This window comes from Lysobacter tyrosinilyticus (genome assembly GCF_054779815.1).
Genome location: NZ_BAAGXN010000003.1, coordinates 648470 through 667938, shown reverse-complemented (window position 1 = coordinate 667938; position 19469 = coordinate 648470). Strand labels below are relative to the sequence as shown.

The window sequence follows — 19469 nt, the reverse complement described above, 5'->3', positions numbered from 1 at the left end:
CAGAGCGGCATGACTCGCCGCGTCAGGTCATTTCCGTGAACGATCTTCTCCAGCGGCTTTCCGGGTTGACGCTGCCCGGCACTGAACTCACCCTCGCCCAGGCGGGCGCCCGTATCCGCGGGGCCGAGGCGAATGGCGCCTGGGCGGTGGAAATCACCACGGGATTCCCGTCGTTGTGGCTCGATGACTGGCTGCGCGACAACGCGGCAGGCATGGCTCGGGAAGCGGGCAGCACCTTGTCGAGCCTTTCGATCAACAGTCGCATCGCCGCCCACGCCGTGCAGGAAAAGCTCTCCCCGCTCCCCAACGTCAAGAACATCATCGCCGTCGGTTCCGGCAAGGGCGGGGTGGGCAAGTCGACCGTCGCGGTCAACCTGGCCCTGGCCCTGGCCGCCGACGGTGCCAAGGTGGGCGTGCTGGACGCGGATATTTACGGACCCAGCGTGCCTCTGATGCTGGGGCTGACCGGTCGCCCGGACAGTCCGGATGGGAAAACCATCGAGCCCATGCGCGCTCACGGCGTCGAGGCGATGTCGATCGGGCTGCTGGTCGATCAGGACACGCCGATGATCTGGCGCGGTCCGATGGCGACGTCAGCGCTGACCCAGTTGCTCACAGAGACGCGCTGGGGCGACCTTGATTACCTGATCCTCGATCTGCCGCCAGGCACCGGCGACATCCAGCTCACGATGGCGCAGAAGATTCCGGTGGCTGGAGCCGTCGTGGTCACTACGCCGCAGGACGTTGCCACCCTGGACGCGCGCAAGGCGCTGAAGATGTTCGAGAAGGTCGAAGTGCCCGTGCTCGGCCTGGTCGAAAACATGGCCGTACACGTTTGCTCGAACTGCGGTCACGCCGAACACATCTTCGGCGAGGGTGGTGGTCAGCGGATGGCGGCGCAGTACGGGGTGGCCCTGCTTGGGAGCCTGCCGCTGGAAGCGCGGGTGCGCGAGCAGGGTGACACGGGCACGCCGATCGTGATCGCGGAACCGGAATCGGCCGCTGCCCGTCACCTCCAAAGCACCGCCCGCCGCGTTGCAGTGGAGCTTGCCATGCGCCCGCAGGTGGCCAGGCCACTGGCTGTGTCGCTCCTGGGTTGATTTCGTGCTCGGAACGCGACTGGAAAGCCTGGGGTTTCTCGGGCTTTCGTCTTTTCGGGGGACCGCCGGGCCAGGCAGCGGCTAGAATCCCCGTTCCTTCCGTTCCGAACCGCGCACCGCATGAGCATCAAGTCCGACCGCTGGATCCGTCGCATGGCCGAGCAACACGGCATGATCGAGCCATTCGAACCCGGTCAGGTCAAGACCGATGCCAAGGGCGAACGCATCGTCAGTTTCGGCACGTCCAGTTACGGCTACGACGTGCGCTGCTCGCGCGAGTTCAAGATCTTCACCAACATCAACTCGACGATCGTCGACCCGAAGCATTTCGACAGCGGCAGCTTCGTCGACGTCGAAGGCGACTACTGCGTCATCCCGCCCAACTCCTTCGCATTGGCGCGCACCGTCGAATACTTCCGCATCCCGCGCGACACCCTGGTCGTCTGCCTGGGTAAGAGCACCTACGCGCGCTGCGGCATCATCGTCAACGTCACGCCGCTGGAGCCGGAATGGGAAGGCCACGTGACCCTGGAATTCAGCAACACCACGCCGCTGCCGGCGCGCATCTACGCCAACGAAGGCGTGGCGCAGATGCTGTTCTTCCAGTCCGATGAAGTGTGCGAGACCTCGTACAGGGACCGCGGCGGCAAGTACCAGGGACAGGTCGGCGTTACCCTGCCGCGCACCTGATTCACGGCCGAGCGTGCAGCAGCACGCTCAGTCGTCTCGCTGATATCAGGGCTTCTGGTAGGTAACGAAGAAGCCCTGCAGGTCGCCATTCTCGATGTACGGCTCGACGCTGACGACCTTGTAGCCCTGTGCGGCAAACGCCGAATGCGCCTTGGTCAGGTTGTTGGCCGCGCCCTGGTTGCGGAAGCCCCAGCTGGCATCGACCCAAACAGTTACCGCGGGCAGATTGCTGGCGGCGGCTTCCTGCGCGGAAATCTCCGGCTTCTTTCCAAACAGCGAGGCCTGGGCGGGCGAGGCCAGCGCGGCGAGCGCGATGGCAAGAGCAAGCAGGGAAGTGCGCATGCGGAATTCCTCGTGAGTCAGTGTTCGGCGCCCGCGGCAAGCCTGCGATCGGTCCCGGTTTCGAGTGCGACCCGCAGCGCGATGCGCAGGCCCTCGCAAACGGTTTCGATCGGCAGAGCGGGCGCGCCGGGATGGTGCGCCGCCTGCTCGGGCGAGTAAGGGATGTGCACGAAGCCGCCACGCACCTTCTGCCGGCGTAACGCGTGCATCAACCCATAGAAGACATGGTTGCAGACGTAGGTGCCCGCAGTCTGTGACACCTCTGCGGGAATGCCCGCCTCGCGCAGCGCGGCGAGCATGGCCTTGATCGGCAAGTCGGTGAAATAGGCGGCCGGGCCGTCGTCGACGATCGCGGCATCGATCGGCTGCGCGCCGGCATTGTCGGGGATCCGGGCGTCGTCGACATTGATCGCCACGCGTTCCAGCGAGATTGCCGGACGGCCGCCGGCCTGGCCCACGCAAAGCACGAGCGAGGGTTTGGTCTCGCGGATCGCGGCGCGCAATTCCTTCAGCGAGGTCCCGAACTCCACGGACAGACATCGCGTCACGATCCGATGTCCGGCGATGCGGCGACCTTGCAGCTGACGCACCGCTTCCCAGCTCGGATTCGTGGTTTCGCCGCCGAAAGGGGCGAAACCGGTCAACAGCACCACTGGCGATGTCGAGCGATTCATCGGAAAACCAGCCAGTACATCAGCACCAGATTTACCGACATCAATACCACTGCCGTCGGGAACTGCGCGCGAATCACCGCGTTGGGATCGTCGAGTTCGAGCAGCGCCGCTGGCACCAGGTTGAAGTTGGCCGCCATTGGCGTCATCAACGTGCCGCAGTATCCGGTGACCATGCCGATCGCGCCCAGGGCCGCGGGATCGGCACCGTGCCGTTGGATCAGCAGGGGCAGGCCGATGCCCGCCATCATCACCGGAAATGCGGCGAACGCATTGCCCATGATCACGGTGAACAGCACCATGCCCAGTCCGAACGCGAGCATGCAGGCGACACGGCTGTCGGCGGGAATCACGGCCGTCACCAGTGACGACACGGCTTCGCCCACGCCGCTGGCGGCGAACACGCCACCGAGCGTCGCAAGCACGAGTGGTAGCAGCGCGGCCCAGCCCATGGTGTCGAGCAGGCGCCGGCCTTCGATCGCCGCCTGGATCGGCCGTTCACGCGTGGTCGTGATCGCAGCGATGGTCGCGAGGATGCTCGCGAGCGCCAGCGCGGGCAGGGTGATGTTGCCTTCCGCGAACAACGGTGTGGTGCCCAGGTGCAGTTTCGGGCCAAGCAGCACGATCACGACGGTTACCAGCGGGATCAGCAGCGCGGGCACGAAGAGCTTGTGTCCAAGTCGCGTTGCGGAAGCCAGCCTTTCTGCTTCGGGCGCTTCGGCAATGTGTTCACGGCGCATGCGTGTGGCCAGCAGCGCGAGTGCGATCACGGCGGCGCCAGCGAACTGCGCGGGTTGCTTGTCGCCGGCCTTGGCTGCGATCAGCACCTGTTCGCCGCTGGCGAACAGCAGGGCGAGCAAGGCCCAGAACGCCGCATGGGCGAAACGTCGTTCGCGCACGTTGCGCCAGCCGGCGAACAGCAGGAATGACGCCAGCACCCAGTAGAAGTGTTCAATCCGCAGCACGGGCGTCTCCCATGGCGACGGTTTCGCGCGCCAGCCGGCGCTGGAACACGACGATGCGGATTGCATGGATGAAGAACGCGGCGATCGCGGTCGGCAACGCCCAGATTGCGATCTGCAGCGGCTGCAGGGCGATGCCGTGCTCGTTGAAGAAGCCCTGGATCAGCAGCACCGCGCCGAACGCGAGGAAAACATCCTCGCCGAAGAATCGGCCCACATTGTCGGTAGCCGCGGACAGGGCGTGGACCCGTTGGGCCTGGGCGCGATCGAGCGTTCCATGGTCTTTTTCCGCGGCCGATTCCGCCATCGGTGCCAGTAGCGGGCGCACCGTTTGCGCGTGGCCGGCGATATCGATCAGCCCGACCATGCTGAGCAGCTGGCGCACGCCGAGATAGGTCATGAGCAGGCGCGCCAGCGTTACGCCGCGCAGTCGCGCGATCCAGGTCAGCGCATGTTCGCGCAGCCCTGCGCGCTCTAGCAGGCCAATGGTGGGCAGGGTGAAGGCGAACAGCAGCAGTGCACGGTTGGAGACGAAGCTCTCACCCAGCAATGTGAGCAGGTCCGGAAACGACAATCCGGCCGTCAATCCGCTGATGATGCCGGCGCTCACCACCACGATGACCGGGTTGAGCCGCAGCACGAAACCGAGCACCACCACGGCCACACCCAATAGCGGCCAGTAATTCATGCGCTTGCTCCCGAGGAAACGATGTGGACGCCGTCGGCTTCCAGCGCGGCCCGGATGGCGAGGGCGAAGTCGGCCGCATCGGCGCGATCGCCGTGCAGGCACAGCGTGTCGGCGCGCAGTGATAGCGATTCGCCAGTGCGCGCGATCACCCGGCCGTCGCGTACGAAGCCGCGCACTTGGGCGATGGATTCGTCGAGGTCATGGATCACCGCGTCGACGCGGCTGCGTGGCGTGAGTGTGCCGTCGAATTCGTAGCGCCGTTCGGCGAAGACTTCGTGCGCCACGCGCAAACCCGCGGCCTCGCCCGCGGCGGTGAGCTGCGAGCCCGACAGCCCGAACAGGATGAGTTGCGAATCGAAACGGACTACCGCACGCGCAATCGCATCGGCGACAGCGCGGTCGCGCGCGGCGACGTTGTAAAGCGCGCCGTGCGGTTTGACGTGGGCGAGGTGGATGCCTTCGGCCGCTGCGATCGTTGCCAGCGTGGCGACCTGTGCCTCGACGAGCGCTTCGATCTGCTCAGATGCAAGCGCCATTTCCAGTCGCCCGAAATTCGCCCGGTCCGGATAGCTGGGGTGTGCGCCTGCCGCGACGCCGTGGTCGCGGCACAGACGCAGAGTGGAGCGCATCGTCGTTTCATCGCCCGCATGGCCGCCGCAGGCGATGCTGGCGGAAGTGATCAGCGGAATGATCGCGGCATCGTCGCCGCAGCCTTCACCCAGATCGCAGTTGAAGTCGATGCGCACGAAGCCGTCGTGCTACTTGCGGTTGAAGAGCAGTCCGAGGCCGACCACGATCAGGATCGCCGGCCACCAGGTCGAGATCAGGTGGCCGAGGCCCGGAACTTGGAAGCCGAGGTTCTTCAGCAGAAACAGCGTGCCGACGATGATCAGCACGAGCGCTGCGATGATGTTGCCCTTCATTCGCGAATTTCCCCTGGGTTATTGATCGATGAGCTTCTGGTCTAGGAGCATCGCGATTCTGGCGATCCGTGCACGCGCGACGCAAGCGAGGTGCGTCGCGGTTTTTGGGTCGCAGGACTGGAATCGCACGAAATCCCCCGGACGCAGCTGCGCGAGACGGGGCAGATCCGCGCCGATGATGTGACCCAGGCGCGGATAGCCCCCTACCGTCTGCGCATCGGCAAGCAGCACTATCGGCTGGCCATCCGGGGGAAGCTGGATGGTGCCGGGTGCAACCGGCGCCGAGATTTCCTCGGGGCGAGCGTTATCCAGGGTGGGTCCTTCGAGACGCATCCCCTGGCGATTGCTCCGGTTGCCGACCTTCCATGCGCGAGCGTCGAGCAATGCGCCGCCAGCGTGCGGGGAAGGTACGTAGCGGACCGGTACGCCGCGTTCGTCGAAATGGGGATCGACCCACCATTTCGGCGATCGAGGCTTCATGCATGCGAGTTCATGCCGGATACGCAGACCCAGTTCGTCGCCTGCGCGCAGGGCGCGCCCCTCGTGTCCGCCGAAGCCGCCACGCAGATCGGTGCTGCGGCTGCCCAGCATTTGCGGAACGCCGATTCCACCTGCGAAGGCAAGCCACGCACGGGCGCCGTTTCGCAGCGCACCGATGCGCAGCATGCCGGCAGGCAAGGTCGCTGGTCGACCGGCTTCGATCACGCAGCGTTCGCCATCGATGGATTCGAAACGCGCCAGCACGTGTGCGCCGCAGATCGCCAGCCGGACCGGTTGATCGAGCTGCAGCGCAGGCCCCTGCAGCGTGAGCTCGAGTACGGCCTCGCCTGGATCATTGCCGACGAGGCGATTGGCGAGCGCCGCTGCAGATGGATCGAGCGCGCCGCATTGCGCCACGCCCAGATGCCGCCAACCGGTTCGTCCCTGATCCTGGACAGTGGTCAGAGAGCCAGGTGAGATCACCTGGAGCCGTGTCACGGCGACGCGCCCGTAGCGACGAAACGTACGCGATCACCCGGGGCGAGCAATGTGGGCGGCTCACGGGACGGATCGAACAACGTCAGTGGCGTGCGCCCGAGCAGGCGCCAGCCGCCTGGACTCTCGCGCGGATAGATGCCGGTCTGCGCGCCGCCGATGCCCACACTGCCGGCGGGAACACTGGTCCGCGGCGTCGCCAGGCGCGGCAGCGCAAGGGCCGGATCCAGACCCTGCAGATAGGGGAAGCCAGGCGCGAAGCCGATCATCGCGACCACGTATTCGCCGGCGGCGTGACGCTGCGCCAGTTGTTGCGGGGTGAGTCCAAGTTCCGCGGCGGCACTGTCGAGATCGGGGCCGGCTTCGCCGCCGTAGCTCACCGGAATTTCCACCGTGCGCGGAGTGGCATTCGTCTGTCGATCGGACGGCAACGAGTTCAGCTGCGAATGCAGCCATTCCGTCACGTCTTCCATTTCGATCCGTAGAGGATCGAAGAACACGCCGATGCTCGCATATGCCGGCACCAGGTCCCGCAACCAGATTGGCCGTTGTGCACGAATGCGTGCGCACAGCGCGTGCACGCGCGCATTGATGCCCGGATCGATGCGATCGCCGATGCGCAGCAGCAGCGCATCGTCCGCGATGGCTTCGAACTGCGGATCGTTGTGCCGGCTCACGCCAGCGCCGCGCGCAGGCGTTCGATGCGGCGCACGAGTTCTTCGGGCGAATACGGCTGTGCGGTCGCCATGCCCCAAACCGGGCGCGGCCAGGCGATGTCTTCGCGGAAACGCGCGATCACGTGCACGTGCAGCTGCGGCACCATGTTGCCGAGCGCAGCGACGTTGAGTTTGTGCGGCTGGAAGACGGCCTGCAGCACGCGGCAAGCTCGATTGATTTCGCGGGTCAGTTCGGCCTGTTGTGCTTCATCGAGATCGCTCCATTCCACGGCATTTTCCACTCGCGGCACCAGGATCAGCCAGGGATGGTTCGCGTCATCCATCAGCTGCAGATCGCACAACGCGAAGTGCGCGACCGGATGCGTGTCGTCGGCGAGCTGTGGGTGCAGGTGCCAGCCGACGAGTGGGGGCATGCGATTCATCGCAGGTTCTCCGCGAGGAAATCCAGGGTGCGTTGCCAGGCCAACTTCGCACTGGGTTCGTGGTAATGCGCGTTGTCCACGTCGCGGTTGAAGGCATGGTCGGCGTCTTCGTACACGAAGATGCGCGCGTGGGGCTGCTTGTTGCGATGCAGTTCGATATCGCCCGGAGGAATGCTCTTGTCGCGCGCGCCGAAATGGAACATCAGCGGTGCGCGTGCCGCTTCGTCGAGGAAAGGCACGCTGCGCGCGCCGTAGTAGCTCACCGCGGGCAGGCCCAGGCGCGTGTTGGCGAGGAAGCTCACGCTGCCGCCCCAGCAGAAGCCGATCACGCCGGTGCGCAGGCCTTCGTCCTGCAGCAAGTCGGTGGCGGCTTCGACCACGTCGACCGCGCGATCGAAACCCACGCGAGTACGAAGGTCGACGCCGCGTTGGGTTTCGGCCTCGCTGTAACCCAGCTCGACGCCCGGTTCGACCGGGTCGAACAGGCAGGGCGCCAGCGCCACGAAGCCTTCGGTGGCCAGCCTCTCGATGACGCTGCGGATGTGCGGATTGACCCCGAAGATCTCCTGCAGCACGACGACCGCTCCGCGCGAGGGGCCTATGGGGTCGGCGCGCCAGGCCCGGACCGGTCCGTGGGGCGTATTCAGGTCGATCCAGCGGCTCATCGGAGGCTTTGGCGGGGGGACGGCGCTAATTAACCCCCTCGGAGCCTCGCCCTGCAAGCTGTCCAACCCGGGACGCGCGAACGGGTACAATTGCCTGTTTTTTCTGGAATTTGTGGTCCATGTCCGTTGCCAATCCCAAAGTCGGTTTCGTCAGCCTTGGCTGCCCCAAGGCGCTGGTCGATTCCGAACGCATCCTTACCCAGCTCAAAGTCGAGGGTTACGACCTGGTGCCGACCTATGACGATGCCGATGTCGTCGTGGTCAACACCTGCGGCTTCATCGACTCGGCGGTGACCGAATCGCTGGATGCAATCGGCGAGGCGATGGCGGAAAACGGCAAGGTCATCGTTACCGGTTGCCTCGGCAAGCGCGAGGAAGTGATTCGCGAGGCGCACCCGGGCGTGCTGTCGATCAGCGGCCCGCAGGACTACCAGAGCGTGATGGAAGCCGTGCATAAGGCGCTGCCGCCGAAGCACGATCCTTTCATCAACCTGGTGCCCGACATGGGTATCAAGCTGACGCCCAAGCACTACGCCTATCTCAAGATTTCCGAAGGCTGCAATCACCGCTGCAGCTTCTGCATCATCCCGTCGATGCGCGGCGACCTGGTGTCGCGCCCGGTCGACCAGGTGCTGCGCGAAGCCGAAAAGCTCGCGATGGGCGGCGTCAAGGAACTGCTGGTGATCTCGCAGGACACCTCCGCGTACGGCGTCGACGTGAAGTACGCCGAGCGCGAGTGGCGCGGCAAGGCTTACCAGACGCGCATGAAGGCGCTGTGCGAGGGTCTGTCCGAACTCGGCATGTGGACCCGCCTGCACTACGTCTATCCGTATCCGCACGTCGACGAGATCATTCCGCTGATGGCGGAGACCGGTGCGAATGGCATGCGCAAGCTGCTGCCGTATCTCGACATCCCGTTCCAGCACGCCAGCCCGCGCGTGCTCAAGCTGATGAAGCGACCGGGCGCGGTCGACAAGGTGCTTGAGCGCATCCACAAATGGCGCGAGATCTGCCCGGACATCACCCTGCGCTCCACCTTCATCGTGGGTTTCCCCGGCGAGACCGAAGCCGAGTTCGAGGAGTTGCTGGATTTCCTCGATGAAGCCCAGCTCGATCGCGTCGGCGCTTTCGCCTATTCCCCGGTCGAGGGCGCGGCGGCCAATGCGCTGCCGGATCCGGTCCCGGAAGAAGTGAAGCAGGAGCGCCTGGCCCGATTCATGGAGCGCCAGGCGGACATCTCCGCGGCCAAGCTCGAAGCCAAGATCGGCACGGTCCAGCGCTGCCTGGTCGACACGATCGATGGCGACCTCGCCATCGCCCGCTCGATGGCCGACGCGCCGGAAATCGACGGTCTGGTGCAGATCCAGAACGGCTTCGAGGCCGGCCTGACGCCGGGCGAATTCGTCGACGTCGAGATCATGGGCAGTGACGAGCACGACCTGTACGGCGAGGTTCCGTTCGACGCCTGAGCCCAAACCGGGTCTGGTGGGTATTCAATAAGCTGAATACGAGCGGGCAAGGCCCGCTCCGGCTCCACGGCGCCGTTACAAATGGTGTGGTTTAGTTTCGTCTGTGCGGCGTCAATGCCGGCAGATCCAGGCCGCAGTGGTCCGTCGCACCAAGCGAAGGAGGACCTTATGCCTGCCACCGTTGCTCCTCACCATCATCATTTCACCGTCCCGGGGTCCCACGTCTCGGGCAAGGCCGTGGTCTTTGCCGGGTTCGCCGCGGGCGCCGTCTTTCTGGTGCTCGAGCTGCTGGCGACGCGATTCGTCCTGGGTGCGAACCCGGGGGTGCTGATCCGGATGATCGCCGCGATCACTCAGGGCAGCGCGGTGTTGCCGCCACCGGTCTCGGCAGACTTTTCCGTGACCATGGCTGCCGTGATCCTGCACTTCGTGATGTCGCTGGCATACGCCCTGGTTTTCGCATTTCTCGCCAAGGGTCGTTCGGTGATGTCCGCGACGCTGCTCGGTGCGGGCTATGGCCTGGTGCTGTACGTGGTGAACTTCTACGGCTTCACGATGCTGTTTCCGTGGTTCGCCCAGGCGCGTGATTGGGCCATGATCGCGTCGCATCTGATTTTCGGAGCCGTGCTGGGTGCCATGTATGCCCACTGGGCTCCGCACGAAATGCATCACGAGATGCACCACACAGCCTGAGGCGCAGCGTCTCCAGGTGTGAGGGGGCGAAATGTTGGAGCCGGCAACCGCGTCGTGAGACGCGGCTGACGGTCCATCGCACCTTACTTGCCAGCCTCCACCAGTGCGGCCGCCGTGGTCGGCCCGCGAGCGTACGTGTCGGTGTGCGACGCGATCATCGTGCGGAACTCGAGCGCGCCCTTGTAACCGGTGGTCAGGTTCTTGCGCTTGAGAACGGCGTCGACCTTGTCGTCCTGCGCATCGGTGGTCGCCGGAGCGATGCTGACGTAGTCCCAACTGTCGCCGTCGACATGGGCGTACCACTGGGTGGCGGCGATTCCGGCTTCTGCTGCTGCGGCGTCACGTGCGGCCTGCCAGCGCAGGAAATCAAGATGCTTGCCAGGGGCGACGTGATAGATCGATACGACGACGCGGCCCGAATCCTGGGCGCACGCAATCGAAGGAATCCAGGCCGCGAAGGCGAGCACCACAGGGGCGATCAGTAGGGCGGGGCGTTTGCTGCGGAGCATACGAACTCCTCTGCGGGCGGGGCCCGCGCTGCCGGTGCGATGGCCTGCGGGACTGCCGGCAGGATCCCGCTTGGGCACGGAAGTGCGGGGGCGCTTCCGCAGCGGGTTAAACGCGCAGGACCAGGAGATTCGGCCAATGGCGGTCCTGTCGAGGCGCACACTGGGCCCTATGCATACTGCAGCCACTTCCCGGGCGTGCGAGGTGCTCCATGCGTGTGTTCACTCATCTGGCGAAGCGGGCCTCTCGCTTCACCGGTCGTCCGTCGTGTTTCATGCTTGCCTTGCTGACGGTAGCGGTGTGGGCAATCACCGGTCCATTGTTCGGCTTCAGCAATACCTGGCAGCTGGTGATCAACACCGGCACGACCATCATCACCTTCCTGATGGTCTTCCTGATCCAGAACACGCAGAACCGCGACACCGAAGCGATGCAGCTCAAACTCGACGAGCTGATCCGGGCAACGCGCGGTGCGCACAACCGGCTGATGGATCTCGAGGAACGCGAGGAGAGCGAGCTCGATCAATTACGCGATCAGTACGAGGACATCGCGAAGCGCTCGCGCCACCGGGAGTCGGGCGAGGGTGATTCGGGCCGCTAGACGGCGTAATCGACTTCCACGATCACGAAACGTTGCATGCCGCCGGGGAGCTGGGCTTCGAATTCGTCGTCGAGCCGCTTCTTCAGCATCGCCCGGGCCAGCGGCGAGTCGATGCTGATGTGGCCGAGTTTCGCGTCGGTTTCATCGGGGCCGACGATGCGGTAGCGATGGGTGTCGCCGGTGATGGTGTTTTCCACCTCCACCATGGCACCGAAGAACACGGCCTCGCGATCGGTTGGCGCTTCGCCGACCACGCGCAGAACTTCCAGTCGTTTCGACAGATAGCGCACGCGGCGATCGATCTCGCCGAGCTGCTTCTTGCGATACGTGTATTCGGCGTTCTCGGAGCGATCGCCTTCAGCGGCAGCGGCCGCCAGCGCCTTCACGACTTCCGGACGCTTCACGCGCCACAGCTCATCCAGCTCCGCCTTCAGCCGTTCGTGGCCTTCGCGCGTGATCAGCGCGGTGCTCTTTTCGGCGGGTGGACGCCAGCGACCCATCGTTGCTCCAAAAGAAGAAGGCGGCCCATTCTGCGGGCCGCCTCCGTGTTGCGCAAAAACTTTGTTAGATGACGTGGTTACATCGCGCCTTCGCGCTTCAGCGCGTGCGGATTGGTCGTCGCGATCGCCTTGCCTTCCGCGTCGAGGGTTTCGATTTCGTCCTTCGACTTCACGCCGAACAGGCGGTCGTTCTCGCTCTTGGAGTTGGGATCCAGGCGGAGGCGCTGGCCGTTCTCTTCAGCCGTCCAGGTGCCGTCGCCGTCGACGCTGTTCTTCTTGCCCTGATAGGCCTCGTGCAGCGTGTAGGTGCCATCGGGCTTGAGGGTGATCTTGGTGTCGATGCCGGGGCAGTCCGCGCAGGGCAGGGTGCCGCTGAAGGTGCCGGCGAAGCCCTTGATGTCGAACGGCACTTCCGCCGGCGTGGTGGCGGGAGCGGATTCCACCGCGACCGGAGCCGGCTCGGCGGGTGTGGTATCTGCGGCCGGTTCCGCCGGCGCCTGCGGCTTGCATGCGGCGATGGTGAGGGTGGACAGCGCGGCGGCAAGAAGCAGCAACTTGCGATTCATCTAAGAAACTCCTGGATTGAAGTGAAAGGCCGGCCCAAATAAAGCGCGCATTCGAAGGTAACGCCTGCCCAGCGTCAACCTGCGGTGCAGCAATTGCGGTGTGAGATCAACGGCGCCCGCCGAAAATGCTGCCCAGCACCCCGCGCAGGATCTGCCGGCCGATCTGGCTGCCGACGGTGCGTGCGGTCTGCTTGGCCATGGTTTCGACCATGCCCTGGCGGCGCTTGGTGCCGAAGACCGCATCTTTCACGGCCTGGCCGAAGCCGCTGTCCTCGTTGTCGTCCTGCTCGCGGGTCTTCGCCGCGGGCGCCTGCGCGTTCGTTGTCGCGACTTCGGCCTTCTTCGCGAGCAGTTCGGCGGCGGATTCACGATCGATGGCCTTGTCGTACTTCATTCCAACCGGACTGCCGGCGCGCACCTGCGCACGTTCGGCCTCGGTGATCGCGCCCATGCGGCAGCGCGGTGGCGCGATCAGCGTGCGCTCGACCGGCATCGGGATGCCCTTGTCCTGCAGCGTCGACACGAGGGCCTCGCCGGTGCCCAGCTTGGAAATGGCTTCGGCCACGTCGAGCTTGGGATTGGCGACGAACGTCTCCGCGGCCGTCTTCACCGCCTTCTGGTCGCGCGGCGTGAACGCGCGCAGCGCGTGCTGCACGCGGTTGCCCAGCTGGCCGAGGATCTCGTCGGGCACGTCGTCCGGGAACTGCGAGCAGAAGTACACGCCCACGCCCTTGGAGCGGATGATGCGCACGACCTGCTCGACCCGCTGCTGCAATGCGGCCGGCGCGTCGTCGAACAGCAGATGCGCCTCGTCGAATACGAACACCAGCTTGGGCTTGTCCAGGTCGCCCACTTCCGGCAACTGCTCGAACAGTTCCGACAGCAGCCACAGCAGGAACGAGGAATACAGCCGTGGCTTCATGATCAGCTGCTCGGCCGCCAGCACGTTGACCATGCCGCGACCGTTGCTGGTCGTGCGCATCAGGTCGGCCAGCTCCAGCGCAGGCTCGCCGAAGAACATCTCGCCGCCTTCCTGTTCCAGGCGCAGCAGCGCGCGCTGGATCGCACCGATCGACTGGGTGCTGACCAGGCCGTAGGACGTGGAGATGTCCTTGCGTTCCTCGGCGACCAGACCGAGCAGGGCGCGCAGGTCCTCCAGGTCGAGCAGCAGCAGGCCGCGGTCGTCGGCCAACTTGAAGACGATGTCGAGCACACCGCTCTGCGTGTCGTTCAGCTCGAGAATGCGAGAGAGCAGCGTCGGCCCCATCTCGCTCACCGTGGTGCGGACCGGATGTCCGTTTTTGCCAAACAGGTCCCAGAACACCACGGGGCTGGCTTCGTTCGCGTAGTCGGCGATGCCGATGTCCTGGACGCGGGCCTGCAGCTTCTCGTTCAGCGCGCCCGGGACCGCGAGGCCGGCGACATCGCCCTTCACATCGGCGAGAAACACCGGAACACCCATGCGCGAGAAGCCTTCCGCGATCGTCATCAGCGTGACGGTCTTGCCGGTGCCCGTGGCGCCTGCGACCAGGCCGTGGCGGTTGCCAAGGCGACCCTGCAGGAATACCTGACCGTGGGTTTCGGGCAGCGAATCCGGGGTCGTGACCGCTTTACCGAGAAGGATCGCGTTGTCTGCCATGGGTGGGTCCGGATGAAGAGTGGGAGGATTCTATGCCAGCGCCGAACTTTCTCCGTCCGTGGCGCACCAACTCCAGTGGACTGCAGTCCGGCGCGGGAGTTCCACCACGTTGGGCAAGCATCGTCGTCACATTGGCGCGATTTTCGAAAGCGCGGCTGTCAAAAGCGCTGACTTCGCCATTGCCGCGATCACGGTTGCGGGTCTACCCTCCCGGTTCCCTCATGTGTCGGTTTCCCATGCTGCAGAAGTCAGGCCCCGTTCTCGTTCTTGCCGTGTTGGCGGCGTTCTCCGGAAATGCCTCCGCGCTGTCGCGCCGCGATCAGGCCAATCTCGATGCGCTCAATCAGCGCATGCAGGCGGCCGAGGCCAAATATCGCGATGCCATGGTGATGATCGGCAACGCCGATCCCGAAGGGCAGAAGCAGAGCGATGCGGCACTGGAAGACATGGAGGACGTGGTCACGGAGTGCATGAAGCAGCGTGGCTGCTCGATACCGACCATGCTTACGGCCTACAAGCGTCTGCTGAAGCTCAACGCGGATGCCGAAGCGGACGCTTCAGACGAAGAAGTCGATGAGGAGCACGGCAATCCGCTCGCTGCCAACGTGCCCGAGGCCGCGCGTGCGGCGCACTTGCTGTCGGACGATCACCGCTTCGACAAGATGGTGCAGTTCAATCCCGCCGTGCAGGCCGGCATCCGGCGCTGGCTGACCGACATGCGCGGCCCGCTCATGAGCAGCTATGAGAATTACCAGTACATGCGCTACCTGATGTGGCCGCAGTACGAGCGCGCCGGTCTGCCGGAAGCCCTGCTGTTCGGCATCATGGCGAAGGAATCCAACGGAAAGGTGCATTCCACCTCGCGCGCGGGCGCCGCCGGACCGATGCAGTTCATGTACGGCACCGGTCGCCGTTTCGGTCTGGGTGACGACGGGACCGGCTTCGATACGCGTTACGACCCGCGTGCTGCTGCAGAAGCCAGTGCGGCCTATCTCAACGAGCGCATGGGCCAGCTCAACCGCAGCATCGAGCTGGCGTTGGCCGCATACAACGGTGGCGAAGGCCGCGCATTGCGCGTCTTCCAGGGCAGCGGCGGACGCAATTTCTGGGACGCCGATGTCTACAGCCAGTTCCCGTCGGAAACGCAGGATTACGTGCCGATGGTGATCGCCGCGGCGTGGTTGTACCTGCATCCGCGCGAATACGGCCTGAGCTTCCCCAGGGTCGATGCGAAGCCGGCGCCGTTGCGGCTCGCGCAGCCCAGTTCGATTTATCAGCTCACCATCTGCCTGGGTAATCGCGGCGAGCGTGACGGCTACATGCGCGCGTTGCGCAATCTCAATCCGCGCTATCAGGCTGAAAGCTGGCTGCCGGCGGGCACCACGCTCAACGCGACCACCAGGATCGTGGGGCTTTACAACCGCTGGTGCGTAGCGGGCCCGCGCGCCGACTTGGCGCGCACCCTGGTGTTGAGCAACCCCAGCAACGCGATCGTGCGCATGGGACCGATGACGACCGTGGGCATCAACGGCGTCGCGGAGACGAACGATGACGCGGATGCGATGCCGGCGACCCCTGCGAAGCCTGTGCGGGCCGAGAAGCCGAAGGAAGCCAAGTCAAAACGTCCTCGCAACTACAAGGTGCAGCGCGGTGAGACGCTCACGGCCATCGCGCAGAAGTTCCAGTGCGATACTGGCGACCTGGCCAAGGCCAACAAGATCAAGGGGCCGCGCTTTGCCATCAAGCCGGGGCAGCGGTTGAAACTCGAAGGTTGCCGCGAGTGAGCGGGGAGGCAAGGGAGTGCAAATGACCGAATCGATGATCGCTGCACGCGGAGGCGTGCAGCGTTGGATAGGCGCGATCACCGTGGTCGCGTTGCTGGCGATCATGGGGGCCGTCGATCGCGATCTACTGTGGCTGCATTACCTGTGCAAGCCACTGGCCACGTTGTTGGTGATGGCGATGGTGATCGCCACGGGTGGGAGCCATAGCCGCTATGGCCGCGCGGTATTGATCGGCTTGCTGCTATCCACGCTCGGCGATGTATTCCTGATGCTGCCGCAGGCATCAGGTGGCCCGGACTGGTTTACGTTCGGTCTCGCCAGTTTCCTGTTCGCGCATATCGCCTATCTGGTCGCGTTTTGCGGGCGCGCGAAGTTGTTCGCGGTGAAGCTGCCGTTTGTCTTCTACGCCCTGCTGGGCGGCTCAGTGTTGGCCGTGCTGTGGCCGCATCTGCCCGAGCCGTTGCGTGTTCCGGTGGTGGCCTATGTCCTGGTGTTGGCGACGATGGCCGCACAGGCGGGCGCGGTCTGGCGGCGGATCCGTGATCGGTCGACCGCACTGGCGGCATTGGGCGGCGCCTTCTTCGTGGCCTCCGATGCGACGTTGGCGATCGATCGTTTCGTCGCGCCATTCCCGACCGCAGTGATCGTAGTGCTGGCCACCTACTGGAGTGCGCAGACGCTGATCGGGCTTTCGTGCGCAGAGCGTCGATAGCCGACGGTTGCCGCCAGCGGTCCAAACAAAAAAGCGGCCTTTCGGCCGCTTTTTTTTAACACGATGGAACGTCGGTAGCGGTCTACAGTCAACCGCGCAGTGCCAATTGCTCGCCAAGCGTGACCGGAGCCTGTGCGCGCAGCGCAGGATTCAATTCCGCAACACCCTTGGGCAGCAGCACGATAACCGTGGAGCCATAGTTGAAGCGTGCCATTTCGGCGAAGCGCTCCAGCACGATGCCGTGGCCGCGATAGTCCTTCACCGTAATCGGACCGCCGTAGGCCGGAATTTCCACGCCGCTCCAAACGGTTTCGACGCCGGAAACGAGCAGCGCCCCGACCATCACGCATGCCATCGGCCCGAAATCGGTATCGAAATGGCACACCAGACGCTCGTTGCGCGCGAACAGCTTCGACACCGAGCCCACAGCATCCGGACCCACGCTGAAGAGGCGTCCCGGCACGTGCACGGTTTCGCGCAACGTGCCGGTCCAGGGCATGTGCACGCGGTGATAGTCCTTGGGCGACAGATAGACCGTCGCGTAAACACCACCGTCGAACGCGCGCGCGGCTTCTTCATCGCCGAGCAGTTCGGCCGTGGTGAAGCCATGGCCCTTGGCCTGGAAGATGTGGCCGGCTTCCTCGTGCAGCACGCCTTCATCGGTGCGGCCGATGTGGCCGCATTCGCTGATCTTGCCGTCGGCGGGCATCAGCAATGCGCGCGGGTCGGGATCGGCGATGCGCGCGCCCGGCTTCAGCGCGCGGGTGAAGAATGCATTGAACGTGGCATAGCTGGTGGGGTCGGAATTGGCGGCTTCGGATAGATTCACGCCAAATTTGCGCGTGACCGTATCGATCAGCCATTGCTTGACCGCGCGATTGCGCGAATACGCGAGCCGGCGCGCGAGCGATGACAGCAGGCGATGCGGGAGAACGTAGGTGAGGGCGGTGATCGGGCTCACTTGGAGGCCTCGCTCAGGGCAGTCATGTCGGCAGCAATGTCCTTGGGTACGAAAGGCGGGGTAATGAAGCCGGACAACCGGCCCTGCGGATCCAGCACGGCGATCGACGCGCTGTGATCCATCGAATATTGGTCCGCCGGTGCGCCCTCGGGCGCGGGGACCTTGGCGAAAACCATGCTCAGCGATCGGGCGAACGTTTCCAATGCGGGAACGTCAGCGGTCGCGGCGAGCGTGTCGCGGTGGAAGCCGTGCGCGTATTCGCCGATCGCATCGGGCGTGTCGCGTTCGGGGTCGACCGACACGAACAGCACGCGCGGCCGCGTGGCTTCCGGCAACGTCGCCCACTGCTTCTGCGCACCGGCCAGCAGGGCCAGTGTGGTGGGGCAGACATCCGGGCAATGGGTGAAGCCGAGGAACACCAGCGTCCAATGGCCCTTCAGTTCGCCCGGAATCAGCGGCGTGCCGTCGGACTGACGCAGCGAGAAGGCGGGCAGATCGCGCGGCGGATTGAACAGGCGGACCGCGGTCAACGCAGGTGCCGGCTTCGACAGCTCGAATCCGAACCAGCGCCAGGCGGCGACCAGGCCGAGGATCGCGGCCAGCACGGGCAGCAGGATGTAGAGAGTGCGGGTGCGCATCGCGGATTCCTTCAAAAACGGCCGCCATGATACCGATCGCCGTGAGGCCGGCTGCCGCCCAGGTGGCCCGGTCCAGGCGGCGATCTTCATGGATCTGTCACTGGATGATGCCCCCGGCGTCATCTGCGAGGCCCAGATTTCGACGCTTTTCAACCACAAGGAGGGGTTCATGCGTCTTTACGCTCGTGTTCTGTTGTCCCTGGTGCTGTTGCTGTCGCCGCTGGTTGCGGCGGCCGCGCGGCCCGATTTCACCGTGATGAGCTACAACACCATGCAGTTGCCGGTCCAGGATTGGGATCAGGCCAATCGTCGCCAGCGCCTGCCGGCCGCCATCCGCGCCTTGCCGCAGCTGCCGGACGTGATCGTGTTCGAGGAGGTCTTTACCGATGCCGCCTATAGCCAGCTGGTGTCGTTGAAGGACCTCTATCCGTATCGCACGCCCGTCGTCGGCCAAGTCTGCAGCGGCGGCGGCTGGACCTCGATCAGCGGAAACTGTTCCAACGGGTTCACCGTCATCCGCGGTGGCGTCACCGTGCTGAGCCGCTGGCCGATCATCGAGCAGCACGCGCTGATCTATCGCAACAGCCGGCCAGGCACCTGGGATTACCAGTCCAACAAGGGCGTGGCCTACGTGCGCGTGCGCAAGAACGGCTACGACTTCCACGTGGCCGGCACGCACATGCAGGCCAGCGATACCGAGATCACCGGTTCCAGCGGCGATGACCGCGCCGATCATGCGGTACGCATGGCGCAATTGGGAGAGATGCGCGGCTGGCTCGACGGTTTCCGCATTCCGGCGACCGATCCGATCATCATTACCGGTGACTTCAACGTCGAATATTCGAAGGGCAACGACGTCATCGCGATGCTCGATGCCAGCGGTACCGATCTCGAGTATCCGGCCAACGACGGCTACTTCAGCTTCTCGGCGAAGACCAACTGGCTGACCCGCGCCAACGCGTACTACGGCGAATTCAGCCTCGACTACGACGACACGCTCGACTACGTGGTCTGGCGCACCGACCACCTGCAGCCGGTCGTCCCCGCGGAGCAGAAGGTGGTGAAGCTCAAGTCCAGCGACAGCTGGTACTGGTACTACCTGAAGGGCTGGTGGAACCTGTCGACGGGGCCGTACTACCACAACGGCTACTACAGCGACCTGTCCGACCACTACCCGGTGGTGGCGACGTTCCGCTACTGATTTGGCAGCAAAGGGCCCGCCGATCATGGCGGGTCCGTTGCCTGGAGGCCGCGAAACCGGCGCCGGGGAAGGGCGGCCCGTAT

Annotated in this window: 24 protein-coding genes; 8 read left to right on the top strand and 16 right to left on the bottom strand. The window is 64.9% G+C overall.

From position 1 onward, the window contains the following. Window positions 1-35 precede the first annotated feature (35 nt). Together apbC and dcd are read left to right on the top strand one after the other, a co-directional pair. On the top strand, window positions 36-1100 hold the full coding sequence (gene apbC / locus ACYVGK_RS09705) for an iron-sulfur cluster carrier protein ApbC (protein WP_460733157.1): 1065 nt from the start codon (window positions 36-38) through the stop codon (window positions 1098-1100). A 120-nt stretch (window positions 1101-1220) separates the two neighbouring features. Then, entirely contained in the window at window positions 1221-1790 is a 570-nt protein-coding gene (gene dcd / locus ACYVGK_RS09700) for a dCTP deaminase (protein ID WP_460733156.1), read from the top strand. A gap of 45 nt (window positions 1791-1835) precedes the next feature. On the opposite strand, the gene ACYVGK_RS09695 is transcribed toward dcd, so the two are convergent. The 10 genes from ACYVGK_RS09695 to ACYVGK_RS09650 are packed head-to-tail and all read right to left on the bottom strand — an operon-like array spanning window position 1836 to window position 8115. Beyond that, complete coding sequence (locus ACYVGK_RS09695) at window positions 1836-2132, bottom strand: hypothetical protein (protein WP_460733155.1); 297 nt, start codon at window positions 2130-2132, stop codon at window positions 1836-1838. A gap of 17 nt (window positions 2133-2149) precedes the next feature. After that, on the bottom strand, window positions 2150-2806 hold the full coding sequence (gene pcp / locus ACYVGK_RS09690) for a pyroglutamyl-peptidase I (RefSeq protein ID WP_460733154.1): 657 nt from the start codon (window positions 2804-2806) through the stop codon (window positions 2150-2152). Further along, a complete protein-coding gene (locus ACYVGK_RS09685) occupies window positions 2803-3768 on the bottom strand; it encodes a DUF979 domain-containing protein (RefSeq protein WP_460733153.1) in 966 nt (321 codons plus the stop codon). Before ACYVGK_RS09685 ends, pcp begins: the two co-directional genes overlap by 4 nt. Beyond that, on the bottom strand, window positions 3755-4453 hold the full coding sequence (locus ACYVGK_RS09680; RefSeq protein ID WP_460733152.1) for a DUF969 domain-containing protein: 699 nt from the start codon (window positions 4451-4453) through the stop codon (window positions 3755-3757). Before ACYVGK_RS09680 ends, ACYVGK_RS09685 begins: the two co-directional genes overlap by 14 nt. Next, on the bottom strand, window positions 4450-5199 hold the full coding sequence (locus ACYVGK_RS09675) for a LamB/YcsF family protein (RefSeq protein ID WP_460733151.1): 750 nt from the start codon (window positions 5197-5199) through the stop codon (window positions 4450-4452). The genes ACYVGK_RS09680 and ACYVGK_RS09675 overlap by 4 nt, the downstream gene beginning before the upstream one ends. 12 nt (window positions 5200-5211) lie before the next feature. Beyond that, window positions 5212-5376 carry a LiaI-LiaF-like domain-containing protein gene (locus tag ACYVGK_RS09670; RefSeq protein ID WP_460733150.1) on the bottom strand — a complete coding sequence of 55 codons (165 nt, stop codon included), beginning with the start codon at window positions 5374-5376 and terminating at the stop codon, window positions 5212-5214. 18 nt (window positions 5377-5394) lie between these two features. Then, a complete protein-coding gene (locus ACYVGK_RS09665) occupies window positions 5395-6354 on the bottom strand; it encodes a 5-oxoprolinase subunit C family protein (protein ID WP_460733149.1) in 960 nt (319 codons plus the stop codon). Further along, complete coding sequence (pxpB, locus tag ACYVGK_RS09660; protein WP_460733148.1) at window positions 6351-7028, bottom strand: 5-oxoprolinase subunit PxpB; 678 nt, start codon at window positions 7026-7028, stop codon at window positions 6351-6353. The genes ACYVGK_RS09665 and pxpB overlap by 4 nt, the downstream gene beginning before the upstream one ends. Then, complete coding sequence (locus ACYVGK_RS09655) at window positions 7025-7450, bottom strand: HIT family protein (RefSeq protein ID WP_460733147.1); 426 nt, start codon at window positions 7448-7450, stop codon at window positions 7025-7027. Before ACYVGK_RS09655 ends, pxpB begins: the two co-directional genes overlap by 4 nt. After that, a complete protein-coding gene (locus ACYVGK_RS09650) occupies window positions 7447-8115 on the bottom strand; it encodes a dienelactone hydrolase family protein (RefSeq protein ID WP_460733146.1) in 669 nt (222 codons plus the stop codon). Before ACYVGK_RS09650 ends, ACYVGK_RS09655 begins: the two co-directional genes overlap by 4 nt. A 119-nt stretch (window positions 8116-8234) precedes the next feature. On the opposite strand from ACYVGK_RS09650, the gene rimO reads away from it, so the two are divergent. Next, window positions 8235-9584 (top strand): 30S ribosomal protein S12 methylthiotransferase RimO, encoded by a 1350-nt coding sequence (gene rimO, locus ACYVGK_RS09645; RefSeq protein ID WP_460733145.1) that lies wholly within the window; start codon window positions 8235-8237, stop codon window positions 9582-9584. Between the two features lie 168 nt (window positions 9585-9752). Then, on the top strand, window positions 9753-10277 hold the full coding sequence (locus ACYVGK_RS09640; RefSeq protein ID WP_460733144.1) for a hypothetical protein: 525 nt from the start codon (window positions 9753-9755) through the stop codon (window positions 10275-10277). Between the two features lie 83 nt (window positions 10278-10360). Here the strand turns inward: ACYVGK_RS09640 and ACYVGK_RS09635 are convergent, their stop codons facing one another. Further along, window positions 10361-10786, bottom strand: coding sequence for a hypothetical protein (locus tag ACYVGK_RS09635; protein WP_460733143.1), 426 nt, complete (start codon window positions 10784-10786; stop codon window positions 10361-10363). A gap of 209 nt (window positions 10787-10995) precedes the next feature. Between ACYVGK_RS09635 and ACYVGK_RS09630 the strand changes: the two genes are divergently transcribed. After that, window positions 10996-11385: a low affinity iron permease family protein gene (locus ACYVGK_RS09630; protein ID WP_460733142.1), complete on the top strand. Its 390-nt coding sequence runs from the start codon at window positions 10996-10998 to the stop codon at window positions 11383-11385. On the opposite strand, the gene greB is transcribed toward ACYVGK_RS09630, so the two are convergent. From greB to ACYVGK_RS09615, 3 genes are all read right to left on the bottom strand, one after another. After that, window positions 11382-11885 (bottom strand): transcription elongation factor GreB, encoded by a 504-nt coding sequence (gene greB, locus ACYVGK_RS09625; protein ID WP_460733141.1) that lies wholly within the window; start codon window positions 11883-11885, stop codon window positions 11382-11384. The genes ACYVGK_RS09630 and greB overlap by 4 nt on opposite strands. A 77-nt stretch (window positions 11886-11962) precedes the next feature. Further along, a complete protein-coding gene (locus tag ACYVGK_RS09620) occupies window positions 11963-12451 on the bottom strand; it encodes a copper resistance protein NlpE (RefSeq protein WP_460733140.1) in 489 nt (162 codons plus the stop codon). A 106-nt stretch (window positions 12452-12557) separates the two neighbouring features. After that, the gene (locus tag ACYVGK_RS09615) at window positions 12558-14090 is read right to left on the bottom strand and encodes a helicase HerA-like domain-containing protein (RefSeq protein WP_460733139.1); all 1533 of its coding nucleotides are present in this window, start codon (window positions 14088-14090) and stop codon (window positions 12558-12560) included. 236 nt (window positions 14091-14326) lie between these two features. On the opposite strand from ACYVGK_RS09615, the gene ACYVGK_RS09610 reads away from it, so the two are divergent. Continuing rightward, complete coding sequence (locus tag ACYVGK_RS09610) at window positions 14327-15874, top strand: transglycosylase SLT domain-containing protein (RefSeq protein ID WP_460733138.1); 1548 nt, start codon at window positions 14327-14329, stop codon at window positions 15872-15874. Between the two features lie 22 nt (window positions 15875-15896). After that, entirely contained in the window at window positions 15897-16586 is a 690-nt protein-coding gene (locus tag ACYVGK_RS09605; RefSeq protein WP_460733137.1) for a lysoplasmalogenase, read from the top strand. Between the two features lie 88 nt (window positions 16587-16674). Here ACYVGK_RS09605 and asd read toward each other — a convergent pair whose 3' ends face one another. Continuing rightward, complete coding sequence (asd, locus tag ACYVGK_RS09600) at window positions 16675-17547, bottom strand: archaetidylserine decarboxylase (RefSeq protein ID WP_460733136.1); 873 nt, start codon at window positions 17545-17547, stop codon at window positions 16675-16677. After that, the gene (locus tag ACYVGK_RS09595; RefSeq protein WP_460733135.1) at window positions 17544-18185 is read right to left on the bottom strand and encodes an SCO family protein; all 642 of its coding nucleotides are present in this window, start codon (window positions 18183-18185) and stop codon (window positions 17544-17546) included. Before ACYVGK_RS09595 ends, asd begins: the two co-directional genes overlap by 4 nt. Window positions 18186-18354: 169 nt before the next feature. Between ACYVGK_RS09595 and ACYVGK_RS09590 the strand changes: the two genes are divergently transcribed. Next, entirely contained in the window at window positions 18355-19386 is a 1032-nt protein-coding gene (locus tag ACYVGK_RS09590; RefSeq protein WP_460733134.1) for a sphingomyelin phosphodiesterase, read from the top strand. Window positions 19387-19469 lie beyond the last annotated feature (83 nt).

Bases quoted from the DNA above. Each gene is read 5' to 3' on its own strand.
- dcd (WP_460733156.1), top strand. From the start codon at position 1,221: ATGAGCATCAAGTCCGACCGCTGGATCCGTCGCATGGCCGAGCAACAC.
- ACYVGK_RS09695 (WP_460733155.1), bottom strand. From the start codon at position 2,132: ATGCGCACTTCCCTGCTTGCTCTTGCCATCGCGCTCGCCGCGCTGGCC.
- pcp (WP_460733154.1), bottom strand. From the start codon at position 2,806: ATGAATCGCTCGACATCGCCAGTGGTGCTGTTGACCGGTTTCGCCCCT.
- ACYVGK_RS09680 (WP_460733152.1), bottom strand. From the start codon at position 4,453: ATGAATTACTGGCCGCTATTGGGTGTGGCCGTGGTGGTGCTCGGTTTC.
- ACYVGK_RS09670 (WP_460733150.1), bottom strand. From the start codon at position 5,376: ATGAAGGGCAACATCATCGCAGCGCTCGTGCTGATCATCGTCGGCACG.
- ACYVGK_RS09655 (WP_460733147.1), bottom strand. From the start codon at position 7,450: ATGAATCGCATGCCCCCACTCGTCGGCTGGCACCTGCACCCACAGCTC.
- ACYVGK_RS09650 (WP_460733146.1), bottom strand. From the start codon at position 8,115: ATGAGCCGCTGGATCGACCTGAATACGCCCCACGGACCGGTCCGGGCC.
- rimO (WP_460733145.1), top strand. From the start codon at position 8,235: ATGTCCGTTGCCAATCCCAAAGTCGGTTTCGTCAGCCTTGGCTGCCCC.
- ACYVGK_RS09640 (WP_460733144.1), top strand. From the start codon at position 9,753: ATGCCTGCCACCGTTGCTCCTCACCATCATCATTTCACCGTCCCGGGG.
- ACYVGK_RS09635 (WP_460733143.1), bottom strand. From the start codon at position 10,786: ATGCTCCGCAGCAAACGCCCCGCCCTACTGATCGCCCCTGTGGTGCTC.
- ACYVGK_RS09630 (WP_460733142.1), top strand. From the start codon at position 10,996: ATGCGTGTGTTCACTCATCTGGCGAAGCGGGCCTCTCGCTTCACCGGT.
- greB (WP_460733141.1), bottom strand. From the start codon at position 11,885: ATGGGTCGCTGGCGTCCACCCGCCGAAAAGAGCACCGCGCTGATCACG.
- ACYVGK_RS09620 (WP_460733140.1), bottom strand. From the start codon at position 12,451: ATGAATCGCAAGTTGCTGCTTCTTGCCGCCGCGCTGTCCACCCTCACC.
- ACYVGK_RS09615 (WP_460733139.1), bottom strand. From the start codon at position 14,090: ATGGCAGACAACGCGATCCTTCTCGGTAAAGCGGTCACGACCCCGGAT.
- ACYVGK_RS09610 (WP_460733138.1), top strand. From the start codon at position 14,327: ATGCTGCAGAAGTCAGGCCCCGTTCTCGTTCTTGCCGTGTTGGCGGCG.
- ACYVGK_RS09605 (WP_460733137.1), top strand. From the start codon at position 15,897: ATGACCGAATCGATGATCGCTGCACGCGGAGGCGTGCAGCGTTGGATA.
- ACYVGK_RS09595 (WP_460733135.1), bottom strand. From the start codon at position 18,185: ATGCGCACCCGCACTCTCTACATCCTGCTGCCCGTGCTGGCCGCGATC.
- ACYVGK_RS09590 (WP_460733134.1), top strand. From the start codon at position 18,355: ATGCGTCTTTACGCTCGTGTTCTGTTGTCCCTGGTGCTGTTGCTGTCG.